Genomic DNA, 25,946 nt, shown 5'->3' with positions numbered 1-25,946 from the left:
GCTTAGTATGACCGTTTCTTTGGATACTCTCGCCCAGCTTTCTGGCGGGCGCGTCATTGGTGATGCCTCCGTGGAGGTCTCCGCGTGCGGGCTGGATTCTTCCCGTTTGCCGGAAGGCGCGCTCTTTGCCGCCCTGCCGGGCACGCGCGTACACGGCGCGCAGTTCGCTCGCGATACCAAGGCTGCAGCTGTGCTTACCGACGCCGCCGGACTCGACCTGCTTACCGAGGCCCAAGAGACCCGCCCCATCTTGGTGGTAGAGGATATTCGTGCCGTGCTCGGTCCAATCTCCGCCGAGATTTATGGCCACCCCACCCGAGACTTGACGGTTATCGGCGTTACCGGCACCTCCGGCAAAACCACCACCAGCTACCTGCTGGAGGCCGGCCTGCTCCACGCCGGGCATTCCGTGGGCCTTATCGGAACCACCGGTACCCGTATCAACCGCACGCCGGTTCCCACCTCACTCACTACGCCTGAGGCGCCGACCCTGCAAGAGCTTTTCGCGCGCATGAAGAACGAGGGCGTTACCCACGTGGTGATGGAAGTGTCCTCGCATGCGCTGGAGCTGGGACGCGTGCGCGGAACTCGGTTTGCGGTAGGCGGGTTTACGAACCTGAGCCAGGACCACCTCGATTTTCACCCCACAATGGAGGACTACTTCCAGGCCAAGGCGAAGCTTTTTGCTGGGGAACAGGCGGCCGAGCGAGCCGTCCTCTGCATCGATGATGAGTGGGGCGAGCGCATGCGCGGCGTCGCCAAGAGCGCGGGCCACGAAGTGACTACGGTGGACACCCAGGGCGCTGCGGCCACGATCAGCGCGCGCCAAACCGCCACCGAGGCCACCGGTGCCCAAGAGGTAGCCCTGGACTATGACGGCGCCAATTTCACCTTCCGGCTGCCGCTACCTGGCGAGTTCAATATCGCCAATGCGTGCTTGGCACTCGGCATGGCCACCGCGGTAGGAGAGGACCCAGCGGAGTTCCTATCGGGAGTGGAGAAGGTCGCAGTCCCTGGCCGCATGGAGCGCATCGACCGCGGCCAAGACTTTGTGGCCGTAGTGGACTACGCGCATAAGCCCGCGGCCATCGCCGCGGTGCTCGACACCCTGCGTGGTCAGCTGGAGGGAACCACAGGTCGCGTCGGCATTGTCGTCGGCGCCGGCGGAGACCGCGATAGCTCTAAGCGGCCCATCATGGGCGCAGCCGCAGCCAGCCGCGCAGACCTTACCGTGGTGACCGATGACAACCCGCGCTCCGAGGACCCTGCCACCATTCGCGCGGCGGTGATGGCGGGTGCACGTGACGCCGCCCCAGAAGGCGATATCCGCGAGGTAGGCTCCCGTGCCCGTGCCATTGATGAGGTCGTCGATTGGGCCGAGCCGGGCGATGCCGTCATCGTCGTGGGCAAGGGCCACGAGGTGGGACAGCTCGTGAACGGAAAGACCTTGCATTTTGATGACCGCGAGGAAATGGCCCGCGCCATCGAGGAAAAGCTGGCCGGAACCCCGCACCGCGATACCCTTGGGGATGCGAAGGAGTAGACATGATTCCACTTTCTATTGCCGATATTGCCGAAATCACCGGGGGCAGCCTCGACTGCGTGTCTGACCCAGACCAGCGCGTTACCGGGTTCATCGAATTCGATTCCCGCAAGGTGACAAAGGGCGGGCTCTTCCTTGCCTTGCCCGGCGCCCGTGTGGATGGCCATGACTATGCAGAAAAGGCCATCGAGCAGGGCGCAGTGGCGGTGTTGGCTGCGCGGCCGGTGGGGGTTCCGGCGGTCGTCGTCAAGCCCCAAGGCCGCGTAACCGGTGATGCCGCCAACGCCGATATCTATGCCCACGACGAGGACGGCTCGGCCGCCGCGGTGGTGCAGGCGCTATCCGATATTGCGCGGGAGGTCACGCGCCGCCTGACCGCCGAGCAGGGCCTAGACATCGTGGGCGTAACCGGCTCGGCCGGAAAGACCTCCACCAAGGACCTACTGGCTACCATTTTCCGCGCTGAGGGCGACACCGTCGCTCCTCCCGGCTCCTTTAATAACGAGGTCGGCCTGCCGTATACCGCTTTGCGCTGCGATGAGCATACCCGCTTCCTGGTTGCCGAAATGTCTGCCCGCGGCATCGGTCATATCCGTCACCTGACCACCATTACCGCGCCCACCGTCGGCGTGGTACTCAACGTTGGTACCGCGCACTTGGGTGAGTTTGGCTCACGGGAAAATATTGCCCAGGCCAAAGGCGAGCTCGTGGAAGCCTTGCCCTCGGCCGCTGAGGGCGGCGTCGCTGTGCTCAATGCCGATGATCCCTTCGTCGCCGGCATGGCGCCGCGCACCTCAGCCAAGGTCGTCTACTACTCGGCCAATAAGCCGCCGGCTTCCGACGCCCAGTACTACGCCAGCGATATCCAGCTCGATGACGTCGCCCGCCCCTCGTTTGTGCTGCATGCGCCGGGAACGGACCCACTTCCGGTGAAGCTGCAGGTCTTTGGCAAGCACCAGGTCTCTAACGCGTTGGCAGCGGCCGCGGCTGCCATCGAATCGGGCATGGACCCGCAGGTAGTAGCCAACGCGCTATCCGGGCACCAGAATGCCTCGGAACACCGCATGGACGTGCGTACCCGCCGCGATGGAGTAACCACCATCGATGATTCCTATAACGCCAACCCCGATTCCATGCACGCGGCCATTGCCGCGCTGGCCTATACTTCTGCCGCCCGACCGGATGCCCGCGCCATCGCCGTGCTCGGTGAGATGGGCGAGCTCGGTGGAGAAGCGGTGGCCGCCCACCGCGCATTGGGAGAGGTGCTTTCCAAGTACCACGTTGACCACCTCGTGGCCGTGGGAGACAACGATAATATGAGGGCCATGGTCGAGGCCGCACAGGCGCGGGGTATAAATACTACTATCAGCCCGGATGTTGACGCCGCTGCGGCGGCGGTCGAAGACATCATCAGGGTAGCGCCTGCCGGCATCGAAGATTGGACGGGGCGCGAGGCCAAAGATGTAGTCCTCATCAAGTCATCGAATGCCCAGCGCCTGTGGCGCGTGGCAGAACAGCTCAATCGCCGTTAGTCCTCAGTACAAGGAGAAAGACCTCTAGCAATGACTCAGATCATTATCGCGGGCATCCTCAGCTTCCTCGTCGCGATCTTTACCACTCCCATGTTGGTCCGCTACTTTTCCGGGGTAGGCAAGGGGCAAGAAATTCGCGAGGACGGGCCGCAACTGCACTTGCGCAAGCGCGGCACGCCCACCATGGGCGGTCTCGCGATTTTGCTGGCTATCACCGTGGCCTACCTCGTGGTGGGAACTTATGCCCGCGTGACCGGTAACGGTGGTTTTAGCCCCTCTGGTCTCTTGGTTTATTTCCTCACGATGGGCCTTGGCGGCTTGGGTTTTGCCGATGACTTCATCAAGCTATTCAAAAAGCGCAACCTCGGCCTGAACAAGACCGCCAAGCTGGTAGGTCAGCTGGCCGTGGCGCTCATCTTCGGCATCCTGGCGCTGCAGTTCCCAGACGAGCACGGATTGACCCCAGCGTCTACCAACCTTTCTTTCGTTCGCGATTTTGAAACCTTCGACATCGCCGTGGGCGGTGCCGTCATTGGCACCATCGTTTTCCTAGTCTTTCTTTACCTACTCATTGCTGCGTGGTCGAACGCCGTGAACCTCACCGACGGACTCGACGGCTTGGCCGCAGGCACCACCGCGATGGTGATGGGTGCCTATGCACTGATTTCCTTCTGGCAGTTCCGCAACTCTTGCGCCGTGTCGCCAGCGGCGGGGTGCTATGAAGTTCGCGATCCGCTCGACTTGGCCGTGCTGGCTGCAGCTGGCCTGGGTGGTTGCTTGGGCTTTTTGTGGTGGAATGCCGCACCGGCAAAGATCTTCATGGGCGATACCGGTTCGCTTGCGCTCGGCGGCCTCGTCGCCGGCCTATCGGTGACCACTCGCACCGAGCTGCTCATGATCATCATCGGCGCCATCTTCGTGATTGAGACGGTCTCCGTAGTTATCCAGATCATCGTCTTCCGCAGCACCGGAAAGCGCTTCTTCCGCATGGCGCCTATCCACCACCACTTTGAAAATGGTGGCTGGGCTGAGACCGCCGTCGTCACCCGCTTCTGGCTGCTGAGCGCCATGGCTGCTATTGCCGGCGTATGCATCTTCTACGGCGACTGGCTGTCTGCCGTCGGCTTTGCTTCCTAAACTCATGCCTTTTTAGCTTTATCGAGGAAAGAGGAATAGAGATGACCGAGTTGCCATCCTCGTTGCGCGGGCGAGTGCTCGTGGCCGGGGCGGGAGTATCGGGACGCGGTTGCGTCGCTATGCTGGCGAGCCTCGGGGTGGATACCACCGTGGCAGATTCCAACCAGACCGCGCTGGCGGAATTGGCGGAGGAATACGGGGTAGCAACCGTCTCCGTCGATTCTGCCGCCCAAGGCGATTTTGATCTCGTGGTTACTTCGCCGGGCTGGCGTCCCGATTCGCCCTTGTTGGTCGCCCTCCAGGACGCTGGGGTAGAGGTCATCGGCGACGTGGAGCTCGCGTATCGCCTGGATCGCGCGGGCGTCTTCGGCGCGCCGCGCACCTGGCTGGTAGTTACCGGAACCAACGGCAAAACCACCACTACCGGTATGTTGGCCCAGATCATGCAGGCAGATGCCCAGCGCACCGGCAAGCGCGCACTGGCGGTGGGCAATATCGGCGTTTCGCTTTTCGACGCCCTCACGGCCACCCCTCGCGTCGACGTTCTCTGCGCCGAGCTCTCTTCTTTCCAGTTGCATTGGTCCAGCCACTTGCGCCCGGATGTGGGCGTGCTACTGAATTTGGCTGATGACCACCTGGATTGGCATGGATCATTCGATGCCTATGCCCGCGCAAAGGCCAAGGTGCTCTCCGGTGACGTCGCTGTGGTAGGCAAGGATGACGCCGAGGCGGTGCGCTACGCCGCAGATACCACAGACCGCTACGGCTTTACCGCCGCTGAACCCACACAGGGAGAGGTGGGCGTAAGCGCCGGCCGCCTTGTTTCGCGGCTTAACGAGCAGCGCGAGGATCTCGCGTCCGCAGAGGGCATTGAGCCCGCCGGCCTGGCAGGAGTCCTAGACGCTGCGGCCGCAGCCAGCGTCGCGCGTCTGGCAGGCGCCACCCCGGAGTCCATTGCACAGGGGCTGTCCGCATACACCGTCGCCGGGCACCGCGGCGCTGTGGTCCATGAGCATTCCGGCATCACCTTCATCGATAATTCCAAGGCCACCAACCCGCATGCGGCGGATGCGGCGCTCAAGGGGCTCAATTCCGTGGTCTGGATTGCCGGCGGGCAGTTGAAAGGCGCGGAGGTGGACGGGCTCGTCGCCAAGCACGCCGCCCACATCAAAGCCGCGGTAGTCCTGGGCGTGGATAGGGAAGCGGTTGCCCGGGCCCTCGCCGCCCACGCGCCGCATGCCCCAGTGGACGTCATCGAAACGCAGGAGCCTTTCGCAGCCATGAATGCTGCGGTGGAGGCTGCACTGCAACACGCCGACGCCGGGGATACCGTTCTTTTGGCGCCGGCTGCGGCATCGTTAGACATGTATACCGGCATGGCTCAACGCGGTGATGTATTCGCCGCGGCCGCGCGGGAGCTTACCCGCAACTAGAGCTATAGATTTAAGGATCAGGAGAACACATGACGGCCACCTCCCAGCAGCGCCCGCGCTCCAAGAGTTTTGGCGACCGCGTTCGCGAGCTGCGCGAGCGAGCCCGCCAGGAAGCAGGCCTTGATTACCAGCTGCTGCGCTTTATCATTTTCTTCCTCGTGGGCATTGGCGTGCTCATGGTCTTTTCTTCTTCCATGGCTACTTCCCTCACCGAGGACGGCGGCGTATGGAACCAAGCATTGCGCCAGTGCGTGATGGTGTTCTTGGGCCTCGTTGCCTTTTGGTTTGGCCTCAAGGTGTCGCCGCATACCCTGCGCAAGTGCGTGCCGTGGATTGTGGGATTGTCCATCATTTTGCTCATCGCGGTGCTGATCCCTGGCGTGGGTACCGGCCGTGAAGAGGTAGGTTCCCAGTCCTGGATTTACTTGGGGCCGTTCTCCCTGCAGCCCTCGGAGCTTGCCCGCGTCGCCGTAGGCATGTTTGGTGCGACCGTATTGGCGGATAAGGAGCACAAATCCATGAAGGTGACGGATCCCTTCATGATGTACTCCCTCATTGCCGGCGTTATGTTCTTGCTCATCGTCTTTCAGGGCGACTTCGGTATGGCTTTGTCCTTGGCCCTCGTGGTTGTCTTCACCCTGATTTTCGCGGGTGTCGACTGGCGCGTGCCGGCGACCATCGGCGTCGCAGCCGTGTGTGGCTTGCTGTTTATCTTCCTTTCTGGCGGCTTCCGGTCCAACCGCTTCCACACTTATTTCGACGCCCTCGTCGGCAATATCTCCGATACTCAAGGTACGGGTTTCCAGTCCTATCAGGGCTTTCTCTCGCTTGCCGACGGCGGCTTCTGGGGCGTAGGCATCGGCCAATCTCGTGCCAAGTGGTTCTACCTGCCCGAGGCGAAGAATGACTTTATTTTCGCCATCGTGGGCGAGGAGCTCGGTTGGTGGGGCGGTGCGCTCGTCATCGTGCTTTTCGCCGCCTTGGGTTATGTGGGCCTGCGCACCGCGATGCGCGCGCAGAACCAGTTCCAGTCCCTGCTGGCCGCAACGCTGACCATCGGTGTGGTCACGCAGGCCTTCGTGAATATCGGTTACGTCATTGGCCTGCTGCCGGTGACCGGTATTCAGCTGCCCATGATTTCCGCCGGCGGTACCGCGGCGATCATCACGATCGGTTCGATGGGCATCTTGTGCAACGTGGCGCGTCATGAGCCGATGCAGATTTCCGCCATGCAGAATTTCGGCCGCCCACTGTTCGACCGCCTCTTTTTCATCGGCGAGCCGCAGCCGGTGCCGAAGCCGAAGAAGAAGCAGCAGGGTCGTCACGCTCGTCCGCAGGAACCGCGATCCCGCGTGCGTGAGGAGCGCTTTGGTCGCCCCGTGACCGGAAGCGGCCACCGCTATCCGCGCGCCGAGCGCCGCTATCGATAGGTGGCGCTGGTAGCCTTTAGGCTATGAATTCCACGCCTATTTCCGTCGTCATCGCAGGTGGCGGCACCGCCGGACACATTGAACCCGCCCTCGCCGTAGGCGAAGCTTTGCGCGAGCGCCACGGCGCACGCATCACCGCTCTCGGTACCGAAAAGGGCCTCGAGCGCGATATCATTCCCGCCCGCGGCGTGGACCTTAGCCTGATTACCCCCGTGCCAATCCCGCGCAAGGTCAACGCGCAGCTCTTCAAGCTACCGTTTAACCTCTCTCGCGCGGTGGGGGAGGCCAAGCAGGTACTCAAGGATGTCGAGGCGGATGTCGTCTTTGGCACCGGCGGCTACGTGGCCGGGCCGGCTTATATCGCTGCGCGATCTCTCGGCATCCCCTTTTATGTTCTAGAGACCAATGCTTTGGCTGGAATGGCCAATAAGCTCGGCGTGAAGATGGGCGGCATTGGACTCAACGCCCACTCGGATTCTGGCATGCCGGGCGAGGTCGTTGGCATTCCCGTTCGGCCGAGCCTGGCAGACGACCCGAATGGCAACCTGGCCGCAGACGCGCGCACCAAGTGGAACTTGGCCGAGCTTCCCACCATTCTCATCACCGGCGGTTCCCAAGGCGCGGCCAGCATCAACCGCGCTGTTGCCGGAGCGGTAGAGGACCTGGCACAGGACTTCCAGCTCCTGCACGCCTATGGCAAGAAGAATGACCCGCCCGCGGAACACCCGAACTACGCCGCACTGCCGTATATCGAGGACATGGGCTCCGCCCTTGCGGTGGCCGACCTCGTCGTATGCCGGTCCGGCGCGATGACCGTTGCCGAAGTATCCGCCGCAGGCCTGCCGGCCATCTACGTTCCGCTGCCGCACGGCAATGGCGAACAGGCGCTCAATTCCCGCGACGTGGTCGAGGCAGGCGCCGCCATCCAGATCCCGGACGCGGAGCTGACCGCAGAGCGACTCATCTCCGAGGTGCGCGGCATTCTCGATGACCCGCAACGCCTCGAGTCGATGACGCACGCCGCCGCCCATGCCAGCGCTGGGGACGTGGCCAATACCATCGCAGACCGCATCGCCGCCCGCGTATCCGAGGCCGAAGACGCCGCTGGAAGGAAGGACAAGTAAATGACCGATCCCGCACACTACGATCTGCGCCGCGTCCACCTCATCGGCATTGGTGGTTCCGGCATGTCGGGGCTCGCGCGAATCCTCGCCGCTCGCGGCGGAGTGGTAACAGGTTCCGATGTCAAAGACTCCACCCCGGTTGAGGTGCTGCGCACCATGGGCGCCAAGGTCGCCATCGGCCACGCCGCGGAAAACCTGCGACTGTCTGGCGAACTGCCCACCGTCGTGGTTACTTCTTTTGCCGCCATTCCCCAAGACAACCCGGAGCTAGTGGCCGCAAAGGATAACGATATCCCGGTGATTCGCCGCTCCGATCTGCTCGCCGCGTTGATGGAAGGCCACAAGCAGGTGCTGTTGGCTGGCACCCACGGCAAAACCTCCACCACGTCGATGACCGTGAGCGCGATGCAACACGCGGGTCTCGATCCCTCCTTTGCCATCGGCGGCCAGCTCAATCGCGCGGGAACCAATGCCCACGGTGGCACCGGGGAAGCTTTTGTCGCCGAGGCCGATGAATCCGATGCCTCGCTGCTGCGCTATAGCCCGGACGTCGCGGTGCTCACGACTATCGAGCCTGATCACCTCGACTTCTTCCACAGCGAGGAAGCCTACTTCCAAGTCTTCGATGACTTTGCTGACTTGGTCACCCCGGAGACCGGCTACCTCGTTGTCTGCGCCGAAGACGAGCACGCTGCCCGCGCTGGCGAGCGGGCGCTGGAGCGCGGCATCAACGTCGTGGCCTACGGCTCGGCGGAGAAGTCTTTTACCTCTACTGTGCCACTGGCCGCCGAGCTGGTCCGCGAAGAGACCACCGCGGAAGGCATGGACACCACCGTCAAGCTCGACCTTCCTGGCGTTTCTGAAACCGTGCGCTACGAGCTGCAGATCCCAGGCCACCACATGGTGCTCAATTCCATGGGTGCCTTGATCGCCGGTGTGCTCTCCGGTGGCACCCCGGCCGCCATCGCCGAGGGTTTGGCTGACTTTAGCGGTGTGCGCCGGCGCTTTGAGTACCGGGGGAGCGTCGACAAGCAGGGCAAACCCGTGCGCGTCTTCGATGACTATGCGCACCATCCCACCGAGGTTGCGGCGGTGCTCCGGGCCGCGCGCGCCAAGGTTGAGGCGGAAGGCCACGGCGGGCGCGTCATTGCCTGCTTCCAGCCGCACCTGTACTCACGCACCATGGAATTCGACGCCGAGTTTGCCCAGGCACTCTCGCTTGCCGACGCCGCCGTGGTACTCGATATCTACGGCGCCCGCGAACAGCCCGTGGAGGGAATTACCTCTCGCATCATTACCGATAAGATGCCCGCTGACATGCAGGTCATCTTCGAGCCGGATTTTTCCGCCGCCGCCCGCGACGTCGTGTCGGTGGTGGAGCCAGGCGATGTGGTGCTGACCATTGGTGCTGGCTCGGTAACCATGGTGGCAGCGGAAATCCTCGATGAATTGCGGGCAAGCTAGTGCGCGTATCCGCAAAGCTCATCGCTGGGGTCATCGCCGCAATTGTCGCCGTGGCCCTTATAGCGGCCGCCGTGATGTGGACCGTTCCCGTCCTGAAGGTGCGCAATTTTCAGGTGGAAGGCGTCCACCAACTCGATCCCGCACAGGTGGAGGAAGCCTCCGGGGTTCCGGAGGGCGAGAATTTGCTGCGCGTGAACGCGCGCGAGGCAGCTTCCGGCGTTGCTGGATTGGACTGGGTCGATTCGGTGACCGTCTCTCGTGATTTCCCTTCGACCTTGACCATCAACGTGGCCGAGCACAAGGCCGTGGCGTTTGTAAAGCGCGATAATAAGCCCTTCCTGATCGATGATAAAGGCGAGGAGTTTACCTCCGCTGAGCCTCCCGCGGGCGCGGTTGAGGTGACGGGCTCCGTCGATAGCGGCTCCCCGCAAACCCAGGATGCGGTGCGTGCGATTGCAGCGCTTTCCGACGACGTCCGCAACCAGGTAGCAAAACTCGAAGTTGCTGGCGAATACTCGCTGACTTTCACCACTAAAGACGACCGGCGCGTCTTCTGGGGTGCCAGCGATTCTAACGATGAGGACAAGGCGCATGCCTTTGCCACAGTGTTGAAGATGGAAGGCCGCGAGTGGAATATTTCCAACCCTGAGTTGGTCACCACCCGCGGATAGGGCGCGACGGGTGCCCCCGTAGGTGCCTTTATCGCTCTTGTGGGCCCGTGCAGCACCGCTTAGGCGTGTGCGCTGCACGGGCCCATTTCAGTGCCTGAACCATGGGGCGGATGATACGGATGTGACTTATAAAACCGCAGGTGAGAAACCCTAAAGTGGAACTTGAGGGTCTCGACACGCGGAAAATGTGCGTGAAAATTACACCGCTGTCGTTAAAGATGGAAAGGAACGCGATTCGCCCTCGGCGGACCGCATTACATTCCTCGTTTAATGCACGTGCAGACTTAAAGTAGCGAAAGGTGAGACCAACTCACATGATCTCTTCCAATAACAATCTCGCGGATATCAAGGTCGTTGGCGTCGGCGGTGGCGGCGTCAACGCCGTGAACCGCATGATCGAAGAAGGCCTCAAGGGCGTTCAGTTCGTCGCCATCAACACTGACTCCCAGGCCCTCATCTTCTCTGACGCAGATACCAAGCTCGACATTGGCCGTGAGGCCACCCGCGGCCTCGGTGCCGGCGCTAACCCTGAGGTAGGCAAGACCTCCGCAGAAGACCACAAGTCCGAAATTGAAGACGCCCTCGAGGGCTCCGATATGGTCTTCGTGACTGCCGGCGAGGGTGGCGGCACCGGCACCGGTGCTGCTCCAGTCGTGGCGTCTATCGCGAAGAAAATGGGTGCGCTGACCGTCGGTGTTGTCACCCGTCCGTTCAAGTTCGAAGGCGCTCGCCGTACCCGCCAGGCCATGGCCGGTATTGAGGAGCTGCGCGAGGTCTGCGATACCCTCATCGTCATCCCGAACGATCGCCTGATGCAGCTCGGTGGGGAAGAGCTTTCCATCGTTGAGGCTTTCCGCGCTGCCGATGAGGTGCTGCACAATGGTGTGCAGGGTATTACCAACCTGATCACCATCCCGGGCATGATCAACGTCGACTTTGCGGACGTTCGCTCCGTCATGTCTGACGCTGGCTCCGCGCTCATGGGTATCGGTTCCGCCCGCGGTGATAACCGCGCCATGACCGCTGCTGAGCAAGCCATTAACTCCCCGCTGTTGGAATCCACGATGGAAGGCGCCAAGGGCGTGCTGCTGTCCATCGCCGGCGGCTCCGATCTCGGCCTGCACGAAGTAAACGCCGCTGCCTCCATGGTGGAAGAGCGCGCTGACGAAGACGTCAACCTCATCTTCGGTACCATCATCGATGACACCCTGGGCGATGAAATCCGCATCACCATCATCGCCACCGGCTTCGATGCCGAGGCCAATATGACCCAGGTCGCCGCGCAGCAGCAGCCGCAGCAGGAACAGCGCAAGCCCGGCTCCCTTTTTGACAATCGCCAGCGCGAGACCGCAGAGCCCGTCACCCCGGCACCGGCGCAGCCTGCTGCCGCTCAGCCGGCACAGGATGACTACTCCCCGCGCCACTCCTACGAGCCGCGCGCCGGCCAGGAGCGAGAGCGCTACACCCCGCAGCGTCCTGCCGAGGAGCGTCGCCCAGAATCTAGCGGTCTGTTCACCAACTCTGACCGTTTCTCCCGCGAGGAGCGCCGCGATGACTACCGTTTGTCCCGCCCATCCCAGCGTCGTGACGATGACGGCGACGACGATCTGGACGTGCCTTCCTTCATGCGCTAAGCGCAAAGCGCTACGCTGGTGTGCATGCCAGTAAACGAGGAACATCGCACCACACGCCCCGTCCGCATGGTTTTTACTAGCCGTGCTGGCGGGGCGTCTGCTATTCCATACCACTCCTTTAACTTGGGGCACCATGTCGGCGATGACCCCGACGCGGTTGCTGCTAACCGCGAGCGCCTGAAGCGCGTGACCGGTCTGGACGACATCGTGTGGATGGAACAGCTGCACACCAATACCGTCACCGTCGTCGATGGTCCACAGGACGAGCCCGTGCCAGCCACAGACGCAATTGTCACCACCCAGCGACGCCTCGGGCTAGGCGTTCTCGTTGCGGATTGCACGCCGGTGCTGCTTGTCGACGTCGCCGCTGGCGTCATCGCCGCTGCCCACGCCGGCCGCTTGGGTGCCCGCAACGGCATTGTGGTCAATACCGTGCGCGAAATGCAGAAGCTTGGCGCACAGCCCGAGCGTATTCAGGTAGTTATGGGGCCGGCTGCTTCCGGAAAGAACTACGAAGTGCCCGAGGAAATGGCCACTGACGTCGAGCGCCGCTTGCCCGGCTCCAAGACTCGGACGTCGAAGGGCACGTGGGGCATCGATGTGCGAGCAGGGCTGATTCGGCAGCTCATGGGGCTAGGCATCACCGCGATTGAATCCGACCCGCGCTGCACCATTGAAGACGAAGACTTCTTTTCCTATCGGCGCGAAGGAACCACCGGCCGCCAGGCTGGACTAATTTGGTTGGAGGCTAAGTAATGTCAGACCGAAAGGCACAGCTACAAGAAAATTTAGCGGCCACCCGCGCCGAGATTGAACGGCTAGCAGCGCAGTCAGGGCGAAAACCACCCCAGCTGTTGCCCGTAACGAAATTTCACCCAGCTGCGGATATTTCTCTGCTGGCAGATCTAGGAGTTACCGACGTCGCCGAAAACCGGGAACAAGAGGCCCGTGCCAAGGCCGCTGAGCTGCCGCAGCTGCGTTTCCACATGATTGGCCAAATCCAAACCAAGAAGGCCAACCATGTAGCCCGATGGGCAGCCAGCGTGCATTCGCTTGATTCCCTCAAACTCGCCCACGCACTGGAGCGAGGCGTTTCCTTAGCCAAGGAACGAGGCGAACGCGAAAGCAATCTGCCGGTCTTCATCCAAGTCTCCGCCGACGGCGATGGCGCTCGAGGCGGGGTAACACCGGACGCCCTCGATGAGGTTGTGCGTGCCGTAGAAGAAGCGCAGCACTTGGAACTTGCCGGACTCATGGTAGTTCCGCCACTTGATGCCGATGCTGGTGAGGTATTCCGAAACGTCCGCGGAGAGGTAGATCGCTTGTCATCTGAGCTCGATCGACCGCTGAAAATGTCTGCTGGCATGAGTGCGGACATGGCCGAGGCAATTGCTGCGGGCAGTGATATCGTGCGTGTCGGAACCAGTATCATGGGGCCGCGGCCAGTAGGTTAAAAACATCGCAAAAGCGCATTTCACGGCGTAAATCACATGAGTCACACCAGACACATTTTACGCGTTTAGACTTGTACAAATTTAGGTCAGAGGGAGACCCAAAAATGTCATTCATTGATAAGACGAAGGATTTCTTCGGGCTGGGCCCGGTGGACATCGAAGAAGACGATGCCTACTACAACGAGGAGCCGCGTTACTCCGAAAATAGCTCCTCGGCCTACGCACCTCGCCGCGCCCCGCAGTCCTACGAGCCGGCCCCGGTACAGGAGGAATTCGTCCCGACCATCGTGGCTATTTCCCTGACGTCTTTCAATGACGCCGCCAAGGTAGGCGAGCCCTTCCGCGACGGCGATGCCGTGGTCTTCGAGCTTACCGACGCCGAAAAAGCCACCGCCAAGCGCTTCATCGACTTCGCTGCCGGCCTCTGCTTCGGCCTGGAGGGCCGTATGCTCAACCTCACCAAGGGTATGGACACTGAGCGCAAGGTCTTTTCCATCGTGCCGAAGTCTGCGGACATTGCAAAGCACGAACTCGAGCGCGCCGCAGGCCTGCGCTAAAGCAGCACGTTTCATTTAGCCCCCGTGGAGTGCCGATTGGGCACCCGCGGGGGTTTATTCGATAGGCTCGGTCATTGTGACACAACTCGGAATTATTCTTATCCTGCTCGTGCGGATCTATACGTGGGTGCTCATCGCCCGCATCATTATTGAGATGATCCAGTCCTTCTCGCGGCAGTTCAACCCTCCACGCTGGTTCATGGTTGTAGCGGAGCCTCTGTTTGTGATTACGGACCCGCCGGTCAAGGCGTTGCGCCGCCTGATCCCGCCCCTGCAAATGGGTGGCGTAGCGCTTGATGTATCGGTGCTTGTACTGTTCGTCTTGCTCTCGATACTCACAATGATCTTGCGGATAATTTTCCTGACGTAGCACCCCCGTCGCCTCGAAACCTGTGGTAAACGTTGAGACTCGGCGGGGCGTCGATTATTGTGGGCGTTTGGTTACGATAAATCGCGATAACCCGTATTATGAACCACATGTACCTTTGTGGGGAAGGTTTAGTTAGACCTGAACCGCACTCCTAAGGCCCTGGAAGCTCCGGGGTTGTACCAACCTGAAGGGGAAGAGAAGACATGCCACTGTCACCAGCTGATGTTCACAACGTCGCGTTCAGCAAGCCGCCGATTGGCAAGCGTGGCTACAACGAAGACGAGGTGGATCAGTTCCTCGACCTCGTAGAGGACGCCCTTGCCCAGTTGCAGGATGAGAACGAAGACCTGCAGGCGCAGGTTAGCGATTTGAACTCCCAGGCCAAGGCGGGTGCTGGCGCCGGTGCTGCTGGTACCGCAACTGCGGCTTCCACCCGCACCGATGAGGCTGCGCTGCGCAAGGAGATTGAGGCTAAGCTGCGCGCCGAGTACGAAACCAAGCTGGCGGACTCCAAGTCCGAGGTTTCCCGTGCCAAGGAAGAGACCAAGAAGGCACAGGAGCAGGTTAAGGCTGCCCAGGCTGAGGCTTCCAAGGCGCAGGCATCTGGCTCCGCTGCTGCTTCCTCTTCCGCAGACCTGAAGGCAGCCCGCGATGAAGCGGCTCAGGCCAAGAAGGACGCCGAGGCAGCTCGCGCCGAGGCAGCCCAGGCAAAGAAGGACCTCGAGGCTTCCAAGAAGGAAAACGATGAGCTGAAGAAGTCGGCTTCCGCAGCTGGTTCCTCCAAGGCTGGTGCAGCGGCAGCGGGTATCGCAGGCGCTGGTGTTGCACAGACCGCCGATGGCCTGGCTACCCCGGAAACCCACATGCAGGCTGCCCGCGTTCTGGGTCTGGCACAGGAGATGGCAGACCGCCTGACCTCCGAGGCTCGTGCGGAGTCCGAGTCCATGCTGTCCGAGGCGCGCACCGCCGCCGAGAAGCAGCTGACCGATGCAGATTCCCGCTCCAAGGCACAGCTTGCCGACGCCCAGAAGAAGTACGACGCCCAGCTGCAGGACGCAGATTCCCGCTCCAAGAAGCTGGTATCTGACGCTGAGGCTAAGGCAAAGCAGACCGAGTCTGATGCCTCCTCCCGCGCAGAGGCGCAAATCCGCCAGGCTGAGGAGAAGGCTGCTTCGCTGCAGGCCGATGCCGAGCGCAAGCACACCGAGGTTATGAACACCGTCAAGCAGCAGCAGACCGCGCTGGAGGCTCGCATCTCCGAGCTGCGCACCTTCGAGCGCGAGTACCGCACCCGCCTGAAGACCCTGCTGGAGTCTCAGCTGGAAGAGCTGGCTACCCGCGGCACCGCAGCACCGAACGGCGAGGCTGGCAACAACTAAACCGCGCCCCGTTCTTTCTAGCGCCCCCGCCACCGCGGCGGGGGCGCTATTGTTGTTTTAGACCGTCGTGCTTTAGCCCGCTCCTAACGAAAGGAACCACTGTGCTCGTTGCCGCTTTAGTTCTCGCCCTCGTGGCATTCGTGGCCTTGGTCAACTTCGTTATCTCGGGAGCCGACTGGTCGTTGTATATCGTTTTTGCCGCCGCCGGCATCGGACTCGTGTGCTTTATCCTGGACTGGGCGCATAAACATCGCGCCGACAAAGCCAAGTCAACTGAATCCCCCGAGGGGGAGGCTGTGCGCGCAGCCTTTCGCGAGGACTAACGCCGCGAGACCCCAAGCTTTCGGTTGCAGGCATGCCAATAAGGCGCACGAGGCGCCTTATTCTGCAGTCGGGCTCTAGCAATCGGGCGGTTGCCACCGAATCCGTCCGTTGGTTCGGGCAAGTTGCCCGCGCAGCGGCGGGGCATTGGGATCGTCATCGTTCGCGCCATTGTGGTACGCGCAGGCTGTGGATAAGTTCGCGATATTGGTCAATCCACCGTGCAACCACGGCTCCAAATGGTGAATTTGGCATTCGTCAGCAGGCTTAGCGCAGCGCGGCCATGGGCATACCGGATTTTCCGCGCCCGCCATCAACCGCTGCTTGGCATTGGCGAAGCGCTCCGTGCGGTACAGGTTCACCGCGCCTTCATAGGGGCTCACCAGGGTAATGAGCCCATGCTCCTTTAACGTGCGGCGCACATACTGCGCTCCCGTAAGCGTTGCTCCGTTGGTCATCTGCAAGGTGATTTCCTCGCCATCACCGTTGACGATGCGCACGTAGTCTTCCAAGCGCACGATGACATTGGTTACCACCGTGCTTCGTTGCCCCGTATCGCTGCCGAAGAAGGTATCTTCCACCACATCCAGCGGCTTTTTATCCTGGTTCTCCACCGCCGCGTGGAGGTCTGCAATGAACGAGGACGAGCCGTCGATAGCTAACGTCCACGGCGCATCCTTGCGGCGGATGATGCGTACACCAGGCTTTACCTTGCGCTTTTTCTTCGGAACCTTGGATTGCGCCAGCTTTTCTAGTGCCGCTGCTGTGGCCTTGGTGGTGCATAGCTGTTCGCGGAGGACCCATGCGTCGAAAAGCGTGGGCATCTTGCGTGCATACTTTTCAATGATGGATAACGCAACGATGGAATGCCCATTGTGCTGAGCTCCTTCGATAGCACGACGACGCTTCCTTGTGAACTTGGTCGTGCCGCAGTACGCCTCTTTGAGCAATGCCAACTCGCGGGCCGTCTTTTCAGCGGCGCCACGCGCGCAGAGGTCGTCCTCGGACATGCCTGCGCACCCGAGGACGATGTCCATCCCGGGTGCCATGGCTGCGAGGTAAGTATCTAGCGCGTTCACGACTCACAATTTATTTCCCCGCGCAAGCCCCCACAAGGGAAAGTTTTTAGCCTGTGGATAACTTCTTGTGCACGAAGATTCTGGGGCGCTATACTGTGGCCTACACGCAGTGATCCGGCCATCACCGGGGAGTAATTCAGAAGAACAGCCAGTGTGGCCCAGTAGAACTGAACGGGTGGGACCGTCAACTCCTTCACCGAAACGAAGCGGAGCCTTCGGGCTCAAGCAGGGTGGTACCGCGAGCCTTTAAGGCGCGTCCCTGCACCGTGTTAAGAGTGAAGGATAATTATGGCGAAGAAGATTTACCCCAAGGTCGATATGACCGGCGGCTCCAGCCGCTTCCCAGATATGGAAGAGGAAGTCCAGAAGTACTGGAAGCAGGATGATACCTTCCAGGCTTCGCTAGAAAAGACAAAGGACTGCCCCGAGTACATCTTTTATGATGGCCCTCCATTCGCAAACGGCTTGCCGCACTATGGCCACCTGCTGACGGGTTATGTGAAGGATATCGTCCCGCGCTACCGCACGATGGCTGGCAATTACGTACCTCGCGTATTCGGCTGGGATACCCACGGTCTGCCCGCTGAGCTGGAGGCGGAAAAGCAGCTGGGTATCACTGAAAAGGCGCAGATCGAGGACATGGGCTTGGAAAAGTTCAATGAATACTGCGCTAAGTCCGTGCTGGAGTACACCGACGAGTGGGAAGAGTACGTCAACCGCCAGGCCCGCTGGGTGGACTTTGACAACGGCTACAAGACCATGGATATCAACTACATGGAATCGGTCATGTGGGCGTTCAAGGAGCTTTATGACAAGGGCCTTATCTACAAGGGCTTCCGAGTTCTTCCGTACTCTTGGGCGGAGCACACTTCTTTGTCCAATCAGGAGACCCGCCTGGACGATTCCTATAAGATGCGCCAGGATCCGACCCTAACCGTTACCTTCCCAGTAGAGGGCGCGCGCGAGGGAAGCGCGGCAGAAAAGACGTTGGCGGAGCACCCTGCGCTTGCCGACGCCTCTTTCCTCGCCTGGACCACCACCCCCTGGACCTTGCCTTCGAACGAGGCCTTGGCGGTTCATCCAGAGGTTACTTACGTGCTCTTTAAGGCTACGGAGGGTGATTTCGCCGGCCGTACCTTCATCATGGCGGAAAACCTGCTGGCCACCTTGGAGAAGGAACTAGGGGAGGCCGAGGTACTGGAGACGTTTACCGGCGCGCAACTCGAGGGCTTTACCTATGAGCCTATCTTCGGCTTCTTCCCGGATCTGCGCAATGCCTACCAGGTTTTGATCGCTGATTACGTCACCACTGAGGACGGCACCGGTGTGGTACACCAGGCTCCTGCGTTTGGTGAAGACGACATGAATACCACCAACCAGTACGACATCGAGCTGGTTATCCCAGTGGACGAGGACGGCAAGTTCACCTCGCAGGTTCCGCCTTATGAGGGCCAGCTGGTCTTTGATGCGAATAAGGACATCATCAAGGACTTGAAGGCTGCTGGGCGAGTGGTGCGCCACGTAACCATCGAGCACTCCTATCCGCACTCGTGGCGCTCGGGCGAGCCGCTTATCTACATGGCGCTGCCGGCCTGGTTCGTGAAGGTGACCGAGTTCCGCGATCGCATGGTGGAGCTCAACCACAAGGAGATTGAGTGGCTGCCGGAGCACATCCGAGATGGCCAGTTTGGCAAGTGGCTCGAGGGTGCGCGCGACTGGAATATCTCCCGTACCCGCTACTGGGGTGCGCCTATCCCGGTGTGGATGTCCGATGACGACAACTATCCGCGTATGGATGTCTACGGCTCCTTGGATGAGCTGGAGCGCGATTTCGGTGTCCGCCCGGAGTCGCTGCACCGTCCGCATATCGACGAGTTGGTGCGCCCGAACCCGGATGATCCGACCGGTAAGTCGATGATGCGCCGCGTGCCAGACGTGCTGGATTGCTGGTTCGAGTCCGGCTCGATGCCGTTTGCGCAGAAGCACTACCCATTCGAGAATAAGGAATGGTTTGAAACCCACTCGCCGTCCGACTTCATTGTGGAGTACTCCGGTCAGACGCGTGGTTGGTTCTATGTGATGCACGCGCTGTCCACCGCGCTTTTTGATCGCCCGGCGTATAAGAAGGTCGTGGCCCATGGCATCGTGCTGGGCAACGATGGCCTTAAGATGTCTAAGTCCAAGGGCAACTATCCGAACGTCAACGAGGTCTTTGATCGCGATGGCTCGGATGCCATGCGCTGGTTCCTGATGTCTTCGCCTATCCTGCGCGGAGGCAACCTCATCGTGACCGAGCAGGGCATTCGCGAGGGCGTGCGCCAGGCAATCTTGCCTATCTGGAATGCCTATACCTTCCTGCAGCTCTACGCAGAGAAGGAAGCAAAGTTCGACACCAGCTCCACGCATGTTTTGGACCGCTATATCTTGGCCAAGACCCACGACGTCGTGGCCAATGTCAACGCGGCGCTTGCCGATACCGATATCGCCACGGCAACCGAAGAAGTACGCCTGTTTGCCGACGTCCTGACCAACTGGTACGTCCGTCGCTCGCGTGATCGTTTCTGGGAGGGCGAGGACGCCCATCCTGAGGCGTTTAATACCTTGTACACCGTGCTGGAGACCGTGACTCGCGTGGTGGCGCCGCTGCTGCCGCACGTGGCGGAGGTTATCTACCGTGGACTGACCGGTGAGCGTTCGGTGCACCTGGCGGATTACCCGCAGGCTGCGGACTACCCGTCCGATGCAGATCTGGTGTCTGCAATGGATGCGACCCGCGCGGTCGCTTCGGCTGCATCCTCGGTGCGCAAGTCCAATAAGCTGCGCAACCGTTTGCCACTGCCGAAGCTGACGGTGGCTCTCAATGGGGCGCAGCGCCTGGCGGACTTCGCCGATATCATCCGCGACGAGGTCAATGTCAAGGAAGTTGAGCTTACTGACGACGTCGATTCGGTAGGCACCTTCCAGGTTGTCTGCAACGCGAAGGTCGCCGGCCCGCGCTTGGGCAAGGATGTGCAGCGCGCCATCAAGAACCTCAAGGCGGGCAACTACGAACGCCGCGGCGAAGAGGTTGTAGTGGACGGCGATATCGTGCTTGGCCCGGATGAGTACACCGAGCGCCTGCAGGCAGCGAATCCGAAGTCCACCGCGCGTATCGAGGGCCTCGACGGCCTGGTAGTACTCGATACCGAGGTGACCGAAGAGCTCGAGGCCGAAGGCTGGGCGGCGGACGTTATCCGCGGCCTCCAGGATGCCCGCAAGGCTTCTGGGTTCGAGGTCTCGGACCGCATCGCGGCCGTGCTCTCTGTCCCAGAGGAGAAGAAGGCTTGGGCGGAGCGTCACGCCGACCACATCGCCGGTGAAGTGCTCGCCACCGATTTCCAGGTAACCACCGAGGCGCTCGATGGTGCGGACGTGCACGAGGTGGTGAAGGGGGTTAAGGCTACCGTCGTCAAGCAGTAGCGCGTACGTTGCCACCGAAAAAATGATTGCCCAGCCAGTGCGGCTGGGCAATTTTTTATGAGTGATAGGACTTAACGGACCGGGCCGGGCAGGTGAGCACGCCAGCCGAGGACGACGTTAACGAGGCAGCACAGTGCGAGCACGGCGCCAATGAGGAATAGGGTGGTAAAGCCGAGCAGCGGCGCGAGTGCGCTGAAGGCCATGGGGATGAAGAAGCCGGTATAGGAGACCGAGTAGTACACGGCGGTGAGTCCGGCGAGTTCTTCGGCACGGGCGATGCGCTGGACCTCGGAGAGACCGGCGACAAGGGCGAGGCCGTAGCCTGCACCCATGACCGCTGCGCCGGCGATGCCGAGCGGCAGGGAGCGAGTATGGGAGGCAACCGCGCCGAGGATGGTGCCCACGGTGATAACGCCCATGGCGACTGCGGATGCGCGGGCCGAGCGGCTGGTATCGATAACCTTGCCGAGCATCTGGATGCCAACGCCGCAGCCCAAGGTGATAACGGTCATCAGGCCGGAAAAAGCGATGGGGGCATCGCCAGCGGACTCGGACAGAAGCTGGGGCAGGAGGGCATAGGCGGCGCCAGCGCAGCCGAAGACCCACGGGGCGACCGGCAGAACAATGCGCACGAAGCGGTGGTGCGCTGCGGAGGGAATGTGCAGCATGCGCAGCATGTCGCGGATGCTTAAGTCAAGGAAGGTGTCTTTTACCGTAGCGCCACGCGGCGGGCGGGTTTCCGGGGTCTTCATCAGCCAGATAGCGGTGGCAACGGTGAGGAGGATGTGCAGGATATACGCCAAGTGGGTCGGCCACGGACCCCACTGGGCCAGCACCGATGCGAGGCCGGCGCCGATGAGGAAGCCTAATGTCAGGCACATGGAGGCGTGGCGCGGGCCGGCGGCAGGATCGCCGCCGGCGCGGGTGATGAGCTCTGCCACCCACGTGGAGCCGACCGCCATGACGATGCCCAAAGCCAAGCCGCACATGATGCGGCCCACGGCGATGACGAGTGGCTCGTTCGGTGCGATGGACAAAAGGAAGGAACCGAGCAGCGATAGTGGTGCGGCAGGCAGCATCGTGGGGCGGCGGCCAATGTAGTCCGAAAGTGGGCCAGAAATCAGCAGCGCAGGCACGATGCCGAGCACGTAGGCGGCCAAGAGGCCATTGACGGTGACCTGCGAGAAGTGTGACTCCTCGCGGTACATGACTAGGAGAGGGGTGAACTCATTGCCGCCCCACGCGACAGCGACCATGCTGCCAGCGACGGGAAACCATGAGTGTTTGGCAAACTTTTCGGTCATAGTTGATTCCTCGAGTTGGTTAGGTGGGTGTCCAATGCGGAAAGGTAGGCGTCGAGGTCGCCGGTGCGGAGGGCATCGGCAAGCGTGCGGTGCTGATCCACGAAGGTGCGGGCGCGAGCCACGTTGCGGCCAATGGCCGTGGCGGTAAAACGCTGCTGGCGTTCGCGCAGCTGGTGTCCCAGCCCGGCCAGCAGGCTATTGGCACCGCCATCCATGATGATCTGGTGGAAACGCGCATCAAGATGCGTATAGGCATGCAGGTCTGCGCCATCCAACGCAGTGTCCTGCTCCGCGATGGTCGCATCTAGCTGATCAGCGATGTCCGCGCGCTCGGCATCAGACATTGCGCAGATCTTTTCAGCACAGTGCCTATCCACGAGCAAGCGTGCCTCATAGACCTCGCGGATTTCTTGCGGGCTGATCGGCACGATGAGCGCACCCCGCCTGGGGTAGAGCTGCAGAAAGCCTTCGACCTCTAGGCGCAGGAAAGCCTCGTGCATCGGGGTGCGGCTAATTCCCATTTCGGTAGCCAGGGAGGCCTCGGAAAGCATCTGCGAGGGCTCGAAGGAGCCGTCAATGATCTTCTCTTTGACGAAGTCATAGGCGCGCTCCGCGGCGGGCTGCATTCGTTCATTGGACATGCATCCATCTTGCATGCAAGCTTGCATGCAAGCAAGCGTGCAGTGGCACTTTGTGGGGAACGGATCTAGCTAGGCAAACGTGTGACGTGGCACGTATCGGGGTCGAAGAGTAAGCCGTGGCCCATGCCGACCCAGCCGATGAAGGGGGCGTCGGCAAGCGTGTGCGGGGTGTGGACGTGCCCAAGGATCCAGGCATCGGCCTCGCTGGCCTGTAGCTCAGCCACGGAAAGCGGCAGGCAGGTGCCTTTAGAAAACTCACCGGTGACGGAAGAATGTAGGAGGCCGAGGACGGGGCCGTCGCTCGGGCGCGGCGGAAGCTGGAGTCGGCGCGGGTCCGGATCGGTGGCCACCGCTGCGGTTAGAACCGTGGTGTTTCCTATGCGAAAGGAGTGCACCTGCGTGCCGTGGACCGTGACCTCGGGCGGGAAGTCCAGATTGTGGTGGGTATCGTGGTTGCCGGAAATGAAGTGGACCTCGCCGAACAGTGTGGCAGCGTGGGCCATTACGGCGCGGGCCTGGGGCACGAATTCGGACGCCTCAGCGTTGCGGTCAATGATATCGCCCAAGCATACGCACGCCGTGGCTCCACTATTGGCGGCAACTTCGAGTTCTTGCAGGGCCCAGTCCAGCCCAGGGGCGCCCGGGCGGCCTAGGTGCAGATCGGCAAAGACAAAAATGCTAGCGGGCATGTGCGGCCTTTCGGTTTTGCCACCAGGTGATAGCTACCAAGACAACGGTGGAGGTTCCGACGCCGATGAGCGTCATGGCCATGGCCTCGGCACGGTGGCCTTGATCGAATTGGTTCATGATCCACGGAGCCAAGAGGTTGACTTGGCTCGGGCGAATGAGTGAGGACATGACCAGCTCGCGGATGCCTACGAAGAAGGCGAGGAGCCAGCCAGCGAAGATGCCAGGGGCAAGCAGTGGCAGGGTGATGCGCCCAAAGGTATGCAGAGTGGAGGAGCCGGAAATAGCAGCGGCCTCGTAGACGGTAGGGGAGACGGAGTCTGCTGAAGCCTTGATGTTTTGGATGGCCATGGGCAAAAAGAGCACGGTGAAGGCCATAACTAGCATGCCCATAGTGCCGTAGGGCGACCATGGCAGCCAGGGAGAGTTCCACAGCAAAATAAATCCAATGGCCAGGACAATGCCGGGAACGGTGTCGGGGGCGATAGCCAAGAAATCGCTGAATTTTGCGGTAATGGTGCTTTGGCGGCGGGTGAGTACCGTGACGAGGACGCCGAGAGCAACGGCGGTGGTCGCGCCAAGGGCGCCTAGTCCGATGGAGCGAACAAGTGCCTCTTGAGCGGTGGGCATCTGCACAACGATGGAAAAGTAATCGAAGGTCAGGTTATTAGGCGTAGGCGGGGCCGAGCGCAGAATGGTCATCGCGGCCAAAGTGATGGAAAGGTAGGGGATGACCACCGCGGCCATGAAGATTATTGCGGTCACCACAGCGCCGAAGACGGTGCCGACCGAGCCGAGGCGGATATGTACGGGGCGGCTTACTCGGCCACCGCCGGAGAGGTCGCGGCGTGAAATCCACTGTTGGAAAGCCCAGGCGGCCACGCCGATGGCAAAGAGCACCGACGAGGAGGCAGCGGCGCTGGAAAAATCGAGGGGGTCGATGGTGACGTCTTCATAGATGGAGGAGACGAGCACCTTGTAGCCAATGGCGTTGCCAAGCGTGACTGGGGTGCCAAACTCGCCGGCGGCCTTAATGAAGATAATCAGCGCGCCGAGGGAAAAGGGGCCGATTATGTTCGGAGCGATGATGCGCACGGCTTGTTGCCAGCGGCTCGCGCCGGCTATCTGTGCCATCTCCAGCGTGGACGCCGGAATGGAATTCAGGCAGGTGCGCAGGATGAGGTACAAGAATGGAAAGAGCTCCGCGGCCATGATGAAGGCCATTCCCCACACCGAGTAGATGGCATCGTGGGCGAGCTTGCCGGCGCCGTGGCCGAGCAGCATCTCGGCCACACCACCGCGGCGGGTGAAATCCATCCACGCCATCGCTGCCGCAAAGGGTGGGGTCATAAACGGGATCATGATGACGATCTCGATCCAATTGGCCCTGCTAAACCGCGTCCACGAACGGAGGAAGGCGAGCGGCGCGGCCATGAGCGTGGCAAAAGCCACGACCAGCACGGAGAGCAGGACGGTATTGCCAAGGATGTGCAGCATGCCCGGTTGGACAATGCTGCCTAGGGCTGAGGGCTCATCGTGGTAGCCCACGGCCGCGTTGACCAGCACGGAGGCTAGCGGCGCGGCGACGAGGACAAGCAAGATGAGAAGGACCCCGTAGATCCCAAGGCGACGTTGGGGAGTGGTGGTGGAGCTCATCGGTTACTTCAGGTAGCGCTTAGCAAAGGTTTCCTTGATGTCCTTGGACTGAGAAACCAGGCCATCGAGGTCATCGTTGAGGGTCTTAATCTCATCCAGCTTCGGGCCATTCTTTGGAGCGATGTCCTTATTAGCCGGGATCATGTTCTTGGAGGCCGAGATCTCCTGCGCCTCATCGGAGAACATGAAGTCCACGAATGCCTCTGCGGCTTCCTTGTTATCGGAGGACTTGAGGATCATGACTGGGCGCGGGGTAACCGTGGTGCCGGAGGTTGGGATAGCAACCTCGAGCGGCTCGCCCTTCTTCTGCGCGGAGTATGCGGAGTAGTCCACGCCGCCGAGGACGATGCCGCGGGAGCCGGAGGTGACCTGGTCCAGCGCTGGGCCATTGGCGCCTTGGACGATCATGCCGTTGTCAAAGAGCTTGTCAAAGAGATCCCAGGTCTTCTCCTCGCCCCACTGATCTACCATGGCCGCGATGAGGTCGGCTGCGGTACCGGATTCGCGCGGGTCCGGCATGATGATTTGGTCCTTGTACTTTTCATCGGTGAGGTCCTCCCAGTCCTTCGGGGCCTCGTCCACGACGTTGGTGTTGGTTACCAGCGCTAGGGCCGAACCATCGCGGCCGGTAAACGCCCCGCTTTCCGACGCCCACTTGGACTCAATCTTGTCCGCTCCCTCCGGCGTGTACTTTTCAAGAGCGCCGGACTTTTCCTGCTTGCTAGCTGCCGCCCAGGAGGCGAGGTAGACCACGTCAGCCTGCGGGTTGGCTTCCTCGGCCTTGAGCTTGGCGGTGATCTTGCCGGTGGTATCGGCAAAGACGTTGACGTGGACGTCGGTCTTTTCTTCGAAGGCCTCCACGAGGGCGTCGGTAAGCCCCTGCGGGTTAGCCGAGTAGTAATCCACCTCGCCGGACAGGCCTTCAGGTGCCTGCCACTTTTCGGCAGAAGAGGTGGACTGGTCGGTGGCGGTATCGGCGCTGTCCTCGACGGATCCGCAACCGGTCAAGGCGAGCGCACCAGCAGCGGTGGTGGCGATGGTGGCGGTGAACTTCTTGGTAAACATTTGTGG

22 protein-coding genes are annotated in these 25,946 nt (G+C 61.3%); 16 read left to right on the top strand and 6 right to left on the bottom strand.

All coding sequences use genetic code 11. The features are described 5' to 3' along the window. Nucleotides 1-7 precede the first annotated feature (7 nt). The 15 genes from BJ985_RS04480 to BJ985_RS04410 all read left to right on the top strand — a co-directional run bounded on the left by BJ985_RS04480 (nt 8) and on the right by BJ985_RS04410 (nt 16,051). Entirely contained in the window at nt 8-1,543 is a 1,536-nt protein-coding gene (locus tag BJ985_RS04480; RefSeq protein ID WP_179386724.1) for a UDP-N-acetylmuramoyl-L-alanyl-D-glutamate--2,6-diaminopimelate ligase, read from the top strand. Between the two features lie 2 nt (nt 1,544-1,545). After that, entirely contained in the window at nt 1,546-3,075 is a 1,530-nt protein-coding gene (locus BJ985_RS04475; protein WP_005328922.1) for a UDP-N-acetylmuramoyl-tripeptide--D-alanyl-D-alanine ligase, read from the top strand. Nucleotides 3,076-3,105: 30 nt separating this feature from the next. Further along, a complete protein-coding gene (gene mraY / locus BJ985_RS04470) occupies nt 3,106-4,212 on the top strand; it encodes a phospho-N-acetylmuramoyl-pentapeptide-transferase (RefSeq protein WP_179386723.1) in 1,107 nt (368 codons plus the stop codon). A 20-nt stretch (nt 4,213-4,232) separates the two neighbouring features. Then, nucleotides 4,233-5,645, top strand: coding sequence for a UDP-N-acetylmuramoyl-L-alanine--D-glutamate ligase (gene murD, locus BJ985_RS04465; protein ID WP_308936798.1), 1,413 nt, complete (start codon nt 4,233-4,235; stop codon nt 5,643-5,645). A 29-nt stretch (nt 5,646-5,674) separates the two neighbouring features. Further along, a complete protein-coding gene (locus BJ985_RS04460; protein WP_179386721.1) occupies nt 5,675-7,075 on the top strand; it encodes an FtsW/RodA/SpoVE family cell cycle protein in 1,401 nt (466 codons plus the stop codon). A 23-nt stretch (nt 7,076-7,098) separates the two neighbouring features. Further along, nucleotides 7,099-8,199 carry an undecaprenyldiphospho-muramoylpentapeptide beta-N-acetylglucosaminyltransferase gene (murG, locus tag BJ985_RS04455; RefSeq protein ID WP_179386720.1) on the top strand — a complete coding sequence of 367 codons (1,101 nt, stop codon included), beginning with the start codon at nt 7,099-7,101 and terminating at the stop codon, nt 8,197-8,199. Beyond that, complete coding sequence (gene murC, locus BJ985_RS04450) at nt 8,200-9,663, top strand: UDP-N-acetylmuramate--L-alanine ligase (RefSeq protein ID WP_179386719.1); 1,464 nt, start codon at nt 8,200-8,202, stop codon at nt 9,661-9,663. Next, nucleotides 9,663-10,334, top strand: a complete 672-nt coding sequence (locus tag BJ985_RS04445; RefSeq protein WP_179386718.1) for a cell division protein FtsQ/DivIB — start codon at nt 9,663-9,665, stop codon at nt 10,332-10,334. Before murC ends, BJ985_RS04445 begins: the two co-directional genes overlap by 1 nt. A gap of 314 nt (nt 10,335-10,648) precedes the next feature. Further along, nucleotides 10,649-11,968, top strand: coding sequence for a cell division protein FtsZ (gene ftsZ / locus BJ985_RS04440; protein ID WP_179386717.1), 1,320 nt, complete (start codon nt 10,649-10,651; stop codon nt 11,966-11,968). Nucleotides 11,969-11,992: 24 nt separating this feature from the next. Then, the gene (gene pgeF / locus BJ985_RS04435; protein ID WP_179386716.1) at nt 11,993-12,724 is read left to right on the top strand and encodes a peptidoglycan editing factor PgeF; all 732 of its coding nucleotides are present in this window, start codon (nt 11,993-11,995) and stop codon (nt 12,722-12,724) included. Continuing rightward, nucleotides 12,724-13,422, top strand: a complete 699-nt coding sequence (locus tag BJ985_RS04430) for a YggS family pyridoxal phosphate-dependent enzyme (protein WP_179386715.1) — start codon at nt 12,724-12,726, stop codon at nt 13,420-13,422. Before pgeF ends, BJ985_RS04430 begins: the two co-directional genes overlap by 1 nt. Before the next feature lie 104 nt (nt 13,423-13,526). Continuing rightward, nucleotides 13,527-13,979 (top strand): cell division protein SepF, encoded by a 453-nt coding sequence (locus BJ985_RS04425; protein ID WP_005324522.1) that lies wholly within the window; start codon nt 13,527-13,529, stop codon nt 13,977-13,979. Nucleotides 13,980-14,055: 76 nt separating this feature from the next. Then, nucleotides 14,056-14,349 (top strand): YggT family protein, encoded by a 294-nt coding sequence (locus BJ985_RS04420; protein WP_150850916.1) that lies wholly within the window; start codon nt 14,056-14,058, stop codon nt 14,347-14,349. 203 nt (nt 14,350-14,552) lie between these two features. Further along, a complete protein-coding gene (locus BJ985_RS04415) occupies nt 14,553-15,728 on the top strand; it encodes a DivIVA domain-containing protein (RefSeq protein ID WP_179386714.1) in 1,176 nt (391 codons plus the stop codon). Between the two features lie 101 nt (nt 15,729-15,829). After that, the gene (locus BJ985_RS04410) at nt 15,830-16,051 is read left to right on the top strand and encodes a zinc-binding dehydrogenase (RefSeq protein WP_179386713.1); all 222 of its coding nucleotides are present in this window, start codon (nt 15,830-15,832) and stop codon (nt 16,049-16,051) included. A 75-nt stretch (nt 16,052-16,126) separates the two neighbouring features. On the opposite strand, the gene BJ985_RS04405 is transcribed toward BJ985_RS04410, so the two are convergent. Next, nucleotides 16,127-17,128: an HNH endonuclease signature motif containing protein gene (locus BJ985_RS04405; RefSeq protein WP_034668492.1), complete on the bottom strand. Its 1,002-nt coding sequence runs from the start codon at nt 17,126-17,128 to the stop codon at nt 16,127-16,129. Between the two features lie 288 nt (nt 17,129-17,416). On the opposite strand from BJ985_RS04405, the gene ileS reads away from it, so the two are divergent. Continuing rightward, nucleotides 17,417-20,587, top strand: a complete 3,171-nt coding sequence (gene ileS, locus BJ985_RS04400) for an isoleucine--tRNA ligase (protein WP_179386712.1) — start codon at nt 17,417-17,419, stop codon at nt 20,585-20,587. A gap of 71 nt (nt 20,588-20,658) precedes the next feature. On the opposite strand, the gene BJ985_RS04395 is transcribed toward ileS, so the two are convergent. The 5 genes from BJ985_RS04395 to BJ985_RS04375 all read right to left on the bottom strand — a co-directional run bounded on the left by BJ985_RS04395 (nt 20,659) and on the right by BJ985_RS04375 (nt 25,940). Beyond that, a complete protein-coding gene (locus BJ985_RS04395) occupies nt 20,659-21,891 on the bottom strand; it encodes an MFS transporter (RefSeq protein ID WP_005324537.1) in 1,233 nt (410 codons plus the stop codon). After that, complete coding sequence (locus BJ985_RS04390) at nt 21,888-22,532, bottom strand: GntR family transcriptional regulator (RefSeq protein WP_005324538.1); 645 nt, start codon at nt 22,530-22,532, stop codon at nt 21,888-21,890. The genes BJ985_RS04395 and BJ985_RS04390 overlap by 4 nt, the downstream gene beginning before the upstream one ends. Nucleotides 22,533-22,597: 65 nt before the next feature. Then, a complete protein-coding gene (locus tag BJ985_RS04385; RefSeq protein WP_179386711.1) occupies nt 22,598-23,221 on the bottom strand; it encodes a metallophosphoesterase in 624 nt (207 codons plus the stop codon). Continuing rightward, complete coding sequence (locus BJ985_RS04380; RefSeq protein ID WP_179386710.1) at nt 23,211-24,875, bottom strand: ABC transporter permease; 1,665 nt, start codon at nt 24,873-24,875, stop codon at nt 23,211-23,213. The genes BJ985_RS04385 and BJ985_RS04380 overlap by 11 nt, the downstream gene beginning before the upstream one ends. A 3-nt stretch (nt 24,876-24,878) precedes the next feature. Then, nucleotides 24,879-25,940: an ABC transporter substrate-binding protein gene (locus BJ985_RS04375; RefSeq protein WP_150851776.1), complete on the bottom strand. Its 1,062-nt coding sequence runs from the start codon at nt 25,938-25,940 to the stop codon at nt 24,879-24,881. Between the last annotated feature and the right edge of the window lie 6 nt (nt 25,941-25,946).

This window comes from Corynebacterium tuberculostearicum, assembly GCF_013408445.1.
Lineage (GTDB): Bacteria > Actinomycetota > Actinomycetes > Mycobacteriales > Mycobacteriaceae > Corynebacterium > Corynebacterium tuberculostearicum.
This window is presented reverse-complemented; position numbering and strand designations above follow the sequence as displayed.

Coding starts and splice junctions, on each gene's coding strand:
- BJ985_RS04390 (WP_005324538.1), bottom strand. CDS start 22,532: ATGTCCAATGAACGAATGCAGCCCGCCGCGGAGCGCGCCTATGACTTC.
- ileS (WP_179386712.1), top strand. CDS start 17,417: ATGGCGAAGAAGATTTACCCCAAGGTCGATATGACCGGCGGCTCCAGC.
- murG (WP_179386720.1), top strand. CDS start 7,099: ATGAATTCCACGCCTATTTCCGTCGTCATCGCAGGTGGCGGCACCGCC.
- BJ985_RS04380 (WP_179386710.1), bottom strand. CDS start 24,875: ATGAGCTCCACCACCACTCCCCAACGTCGCCTTGGGATCTACGGGGTC.
- ftsZ (WP_179386717.1), top strand. CDS start 10,649: ATGATCTCTTCCAATAACAATCTCGCGGATATCAAGGTCGTTGGCGTC.
- BJ985_RS04425 (WP_005324522.1), top strand. CDS start 13,527: ATGTCATTCATTGATAAGACGAAGGATTTCTTCGGGCTGGGCCCGGTG.
- mraY (WP_179386723.1), top strand. CDS start 3,106: ATGACTCAGATCATTATCGCGGGCATCCTCAGCTTCCTCGTCGCGATC.
- BJ985_RS04375 (WP_150851776.1), bottom strand. CDS start 25,940: ATGTTTACCAAGAAGTTCACCGCCACCATCGCCACCACCGCTGCTGGT.
- BJ985_RS04385 (WP_179386711.1), bottom strand. CDS start 23,221: ATGCCCGCTAGCATTTTTGTCTTTGCCGATCTGCACCTAGGCCGCCCG.
- pgeF (WP_179386716.1), top strand. CDS start 11,993: ATGCCAGTAAACGAGGAACATCGCACCACACGCCCCGTCCGCATGGTT.
- BJ985_RS04475 (WP_005328922.1), top strand. CDS start 1,546: ATGATTCCACTTTCTATTGCCGATATTGCCGAAATCACCGGGGGCAGC.
- BJ985_RS04415 (WP_179386714.1), top strand. CDS start 14,553: ATGCCACTGTCACCAGCTGATGTTCACAACGTCGCGTTCAGCAAGCCG.
- BJ985_RS04460 (WP_179386721.1), top strand. CDS start 5,675: ATGACGGCCACCTCCCAGCAGCGCCCGCGCTCCAAGAGTTTTGGCGAC.
- BJ985_RS04430 (WP_179386715.1), top strand. CDS start 12,724: ATGTCAGACCGAAAGGCACAGCTACAAGAAAATTTAGCGGCCACCCGC.
- BJ985_RS04395 (WP_005324537.1), bottom strand. CDS start 21,891: ATGACCGAAAAGTTTGCCAAACACTCATGGTTTCCCGTCGCTGGCAGC.
- murC (WP_179386719.1), top strand. CDS start 8,200: ATGACCGATCCCGCACACTACGATCTGCGCCGCGTCCACCTCATCGGC.
- BJ985_RS04480 (WP_179386724.1), top strand. CDS start 8: ATGACCGTTTCTTTGGATACTCTCGCCCAGCTTTCTGGCGGGCGCGTC.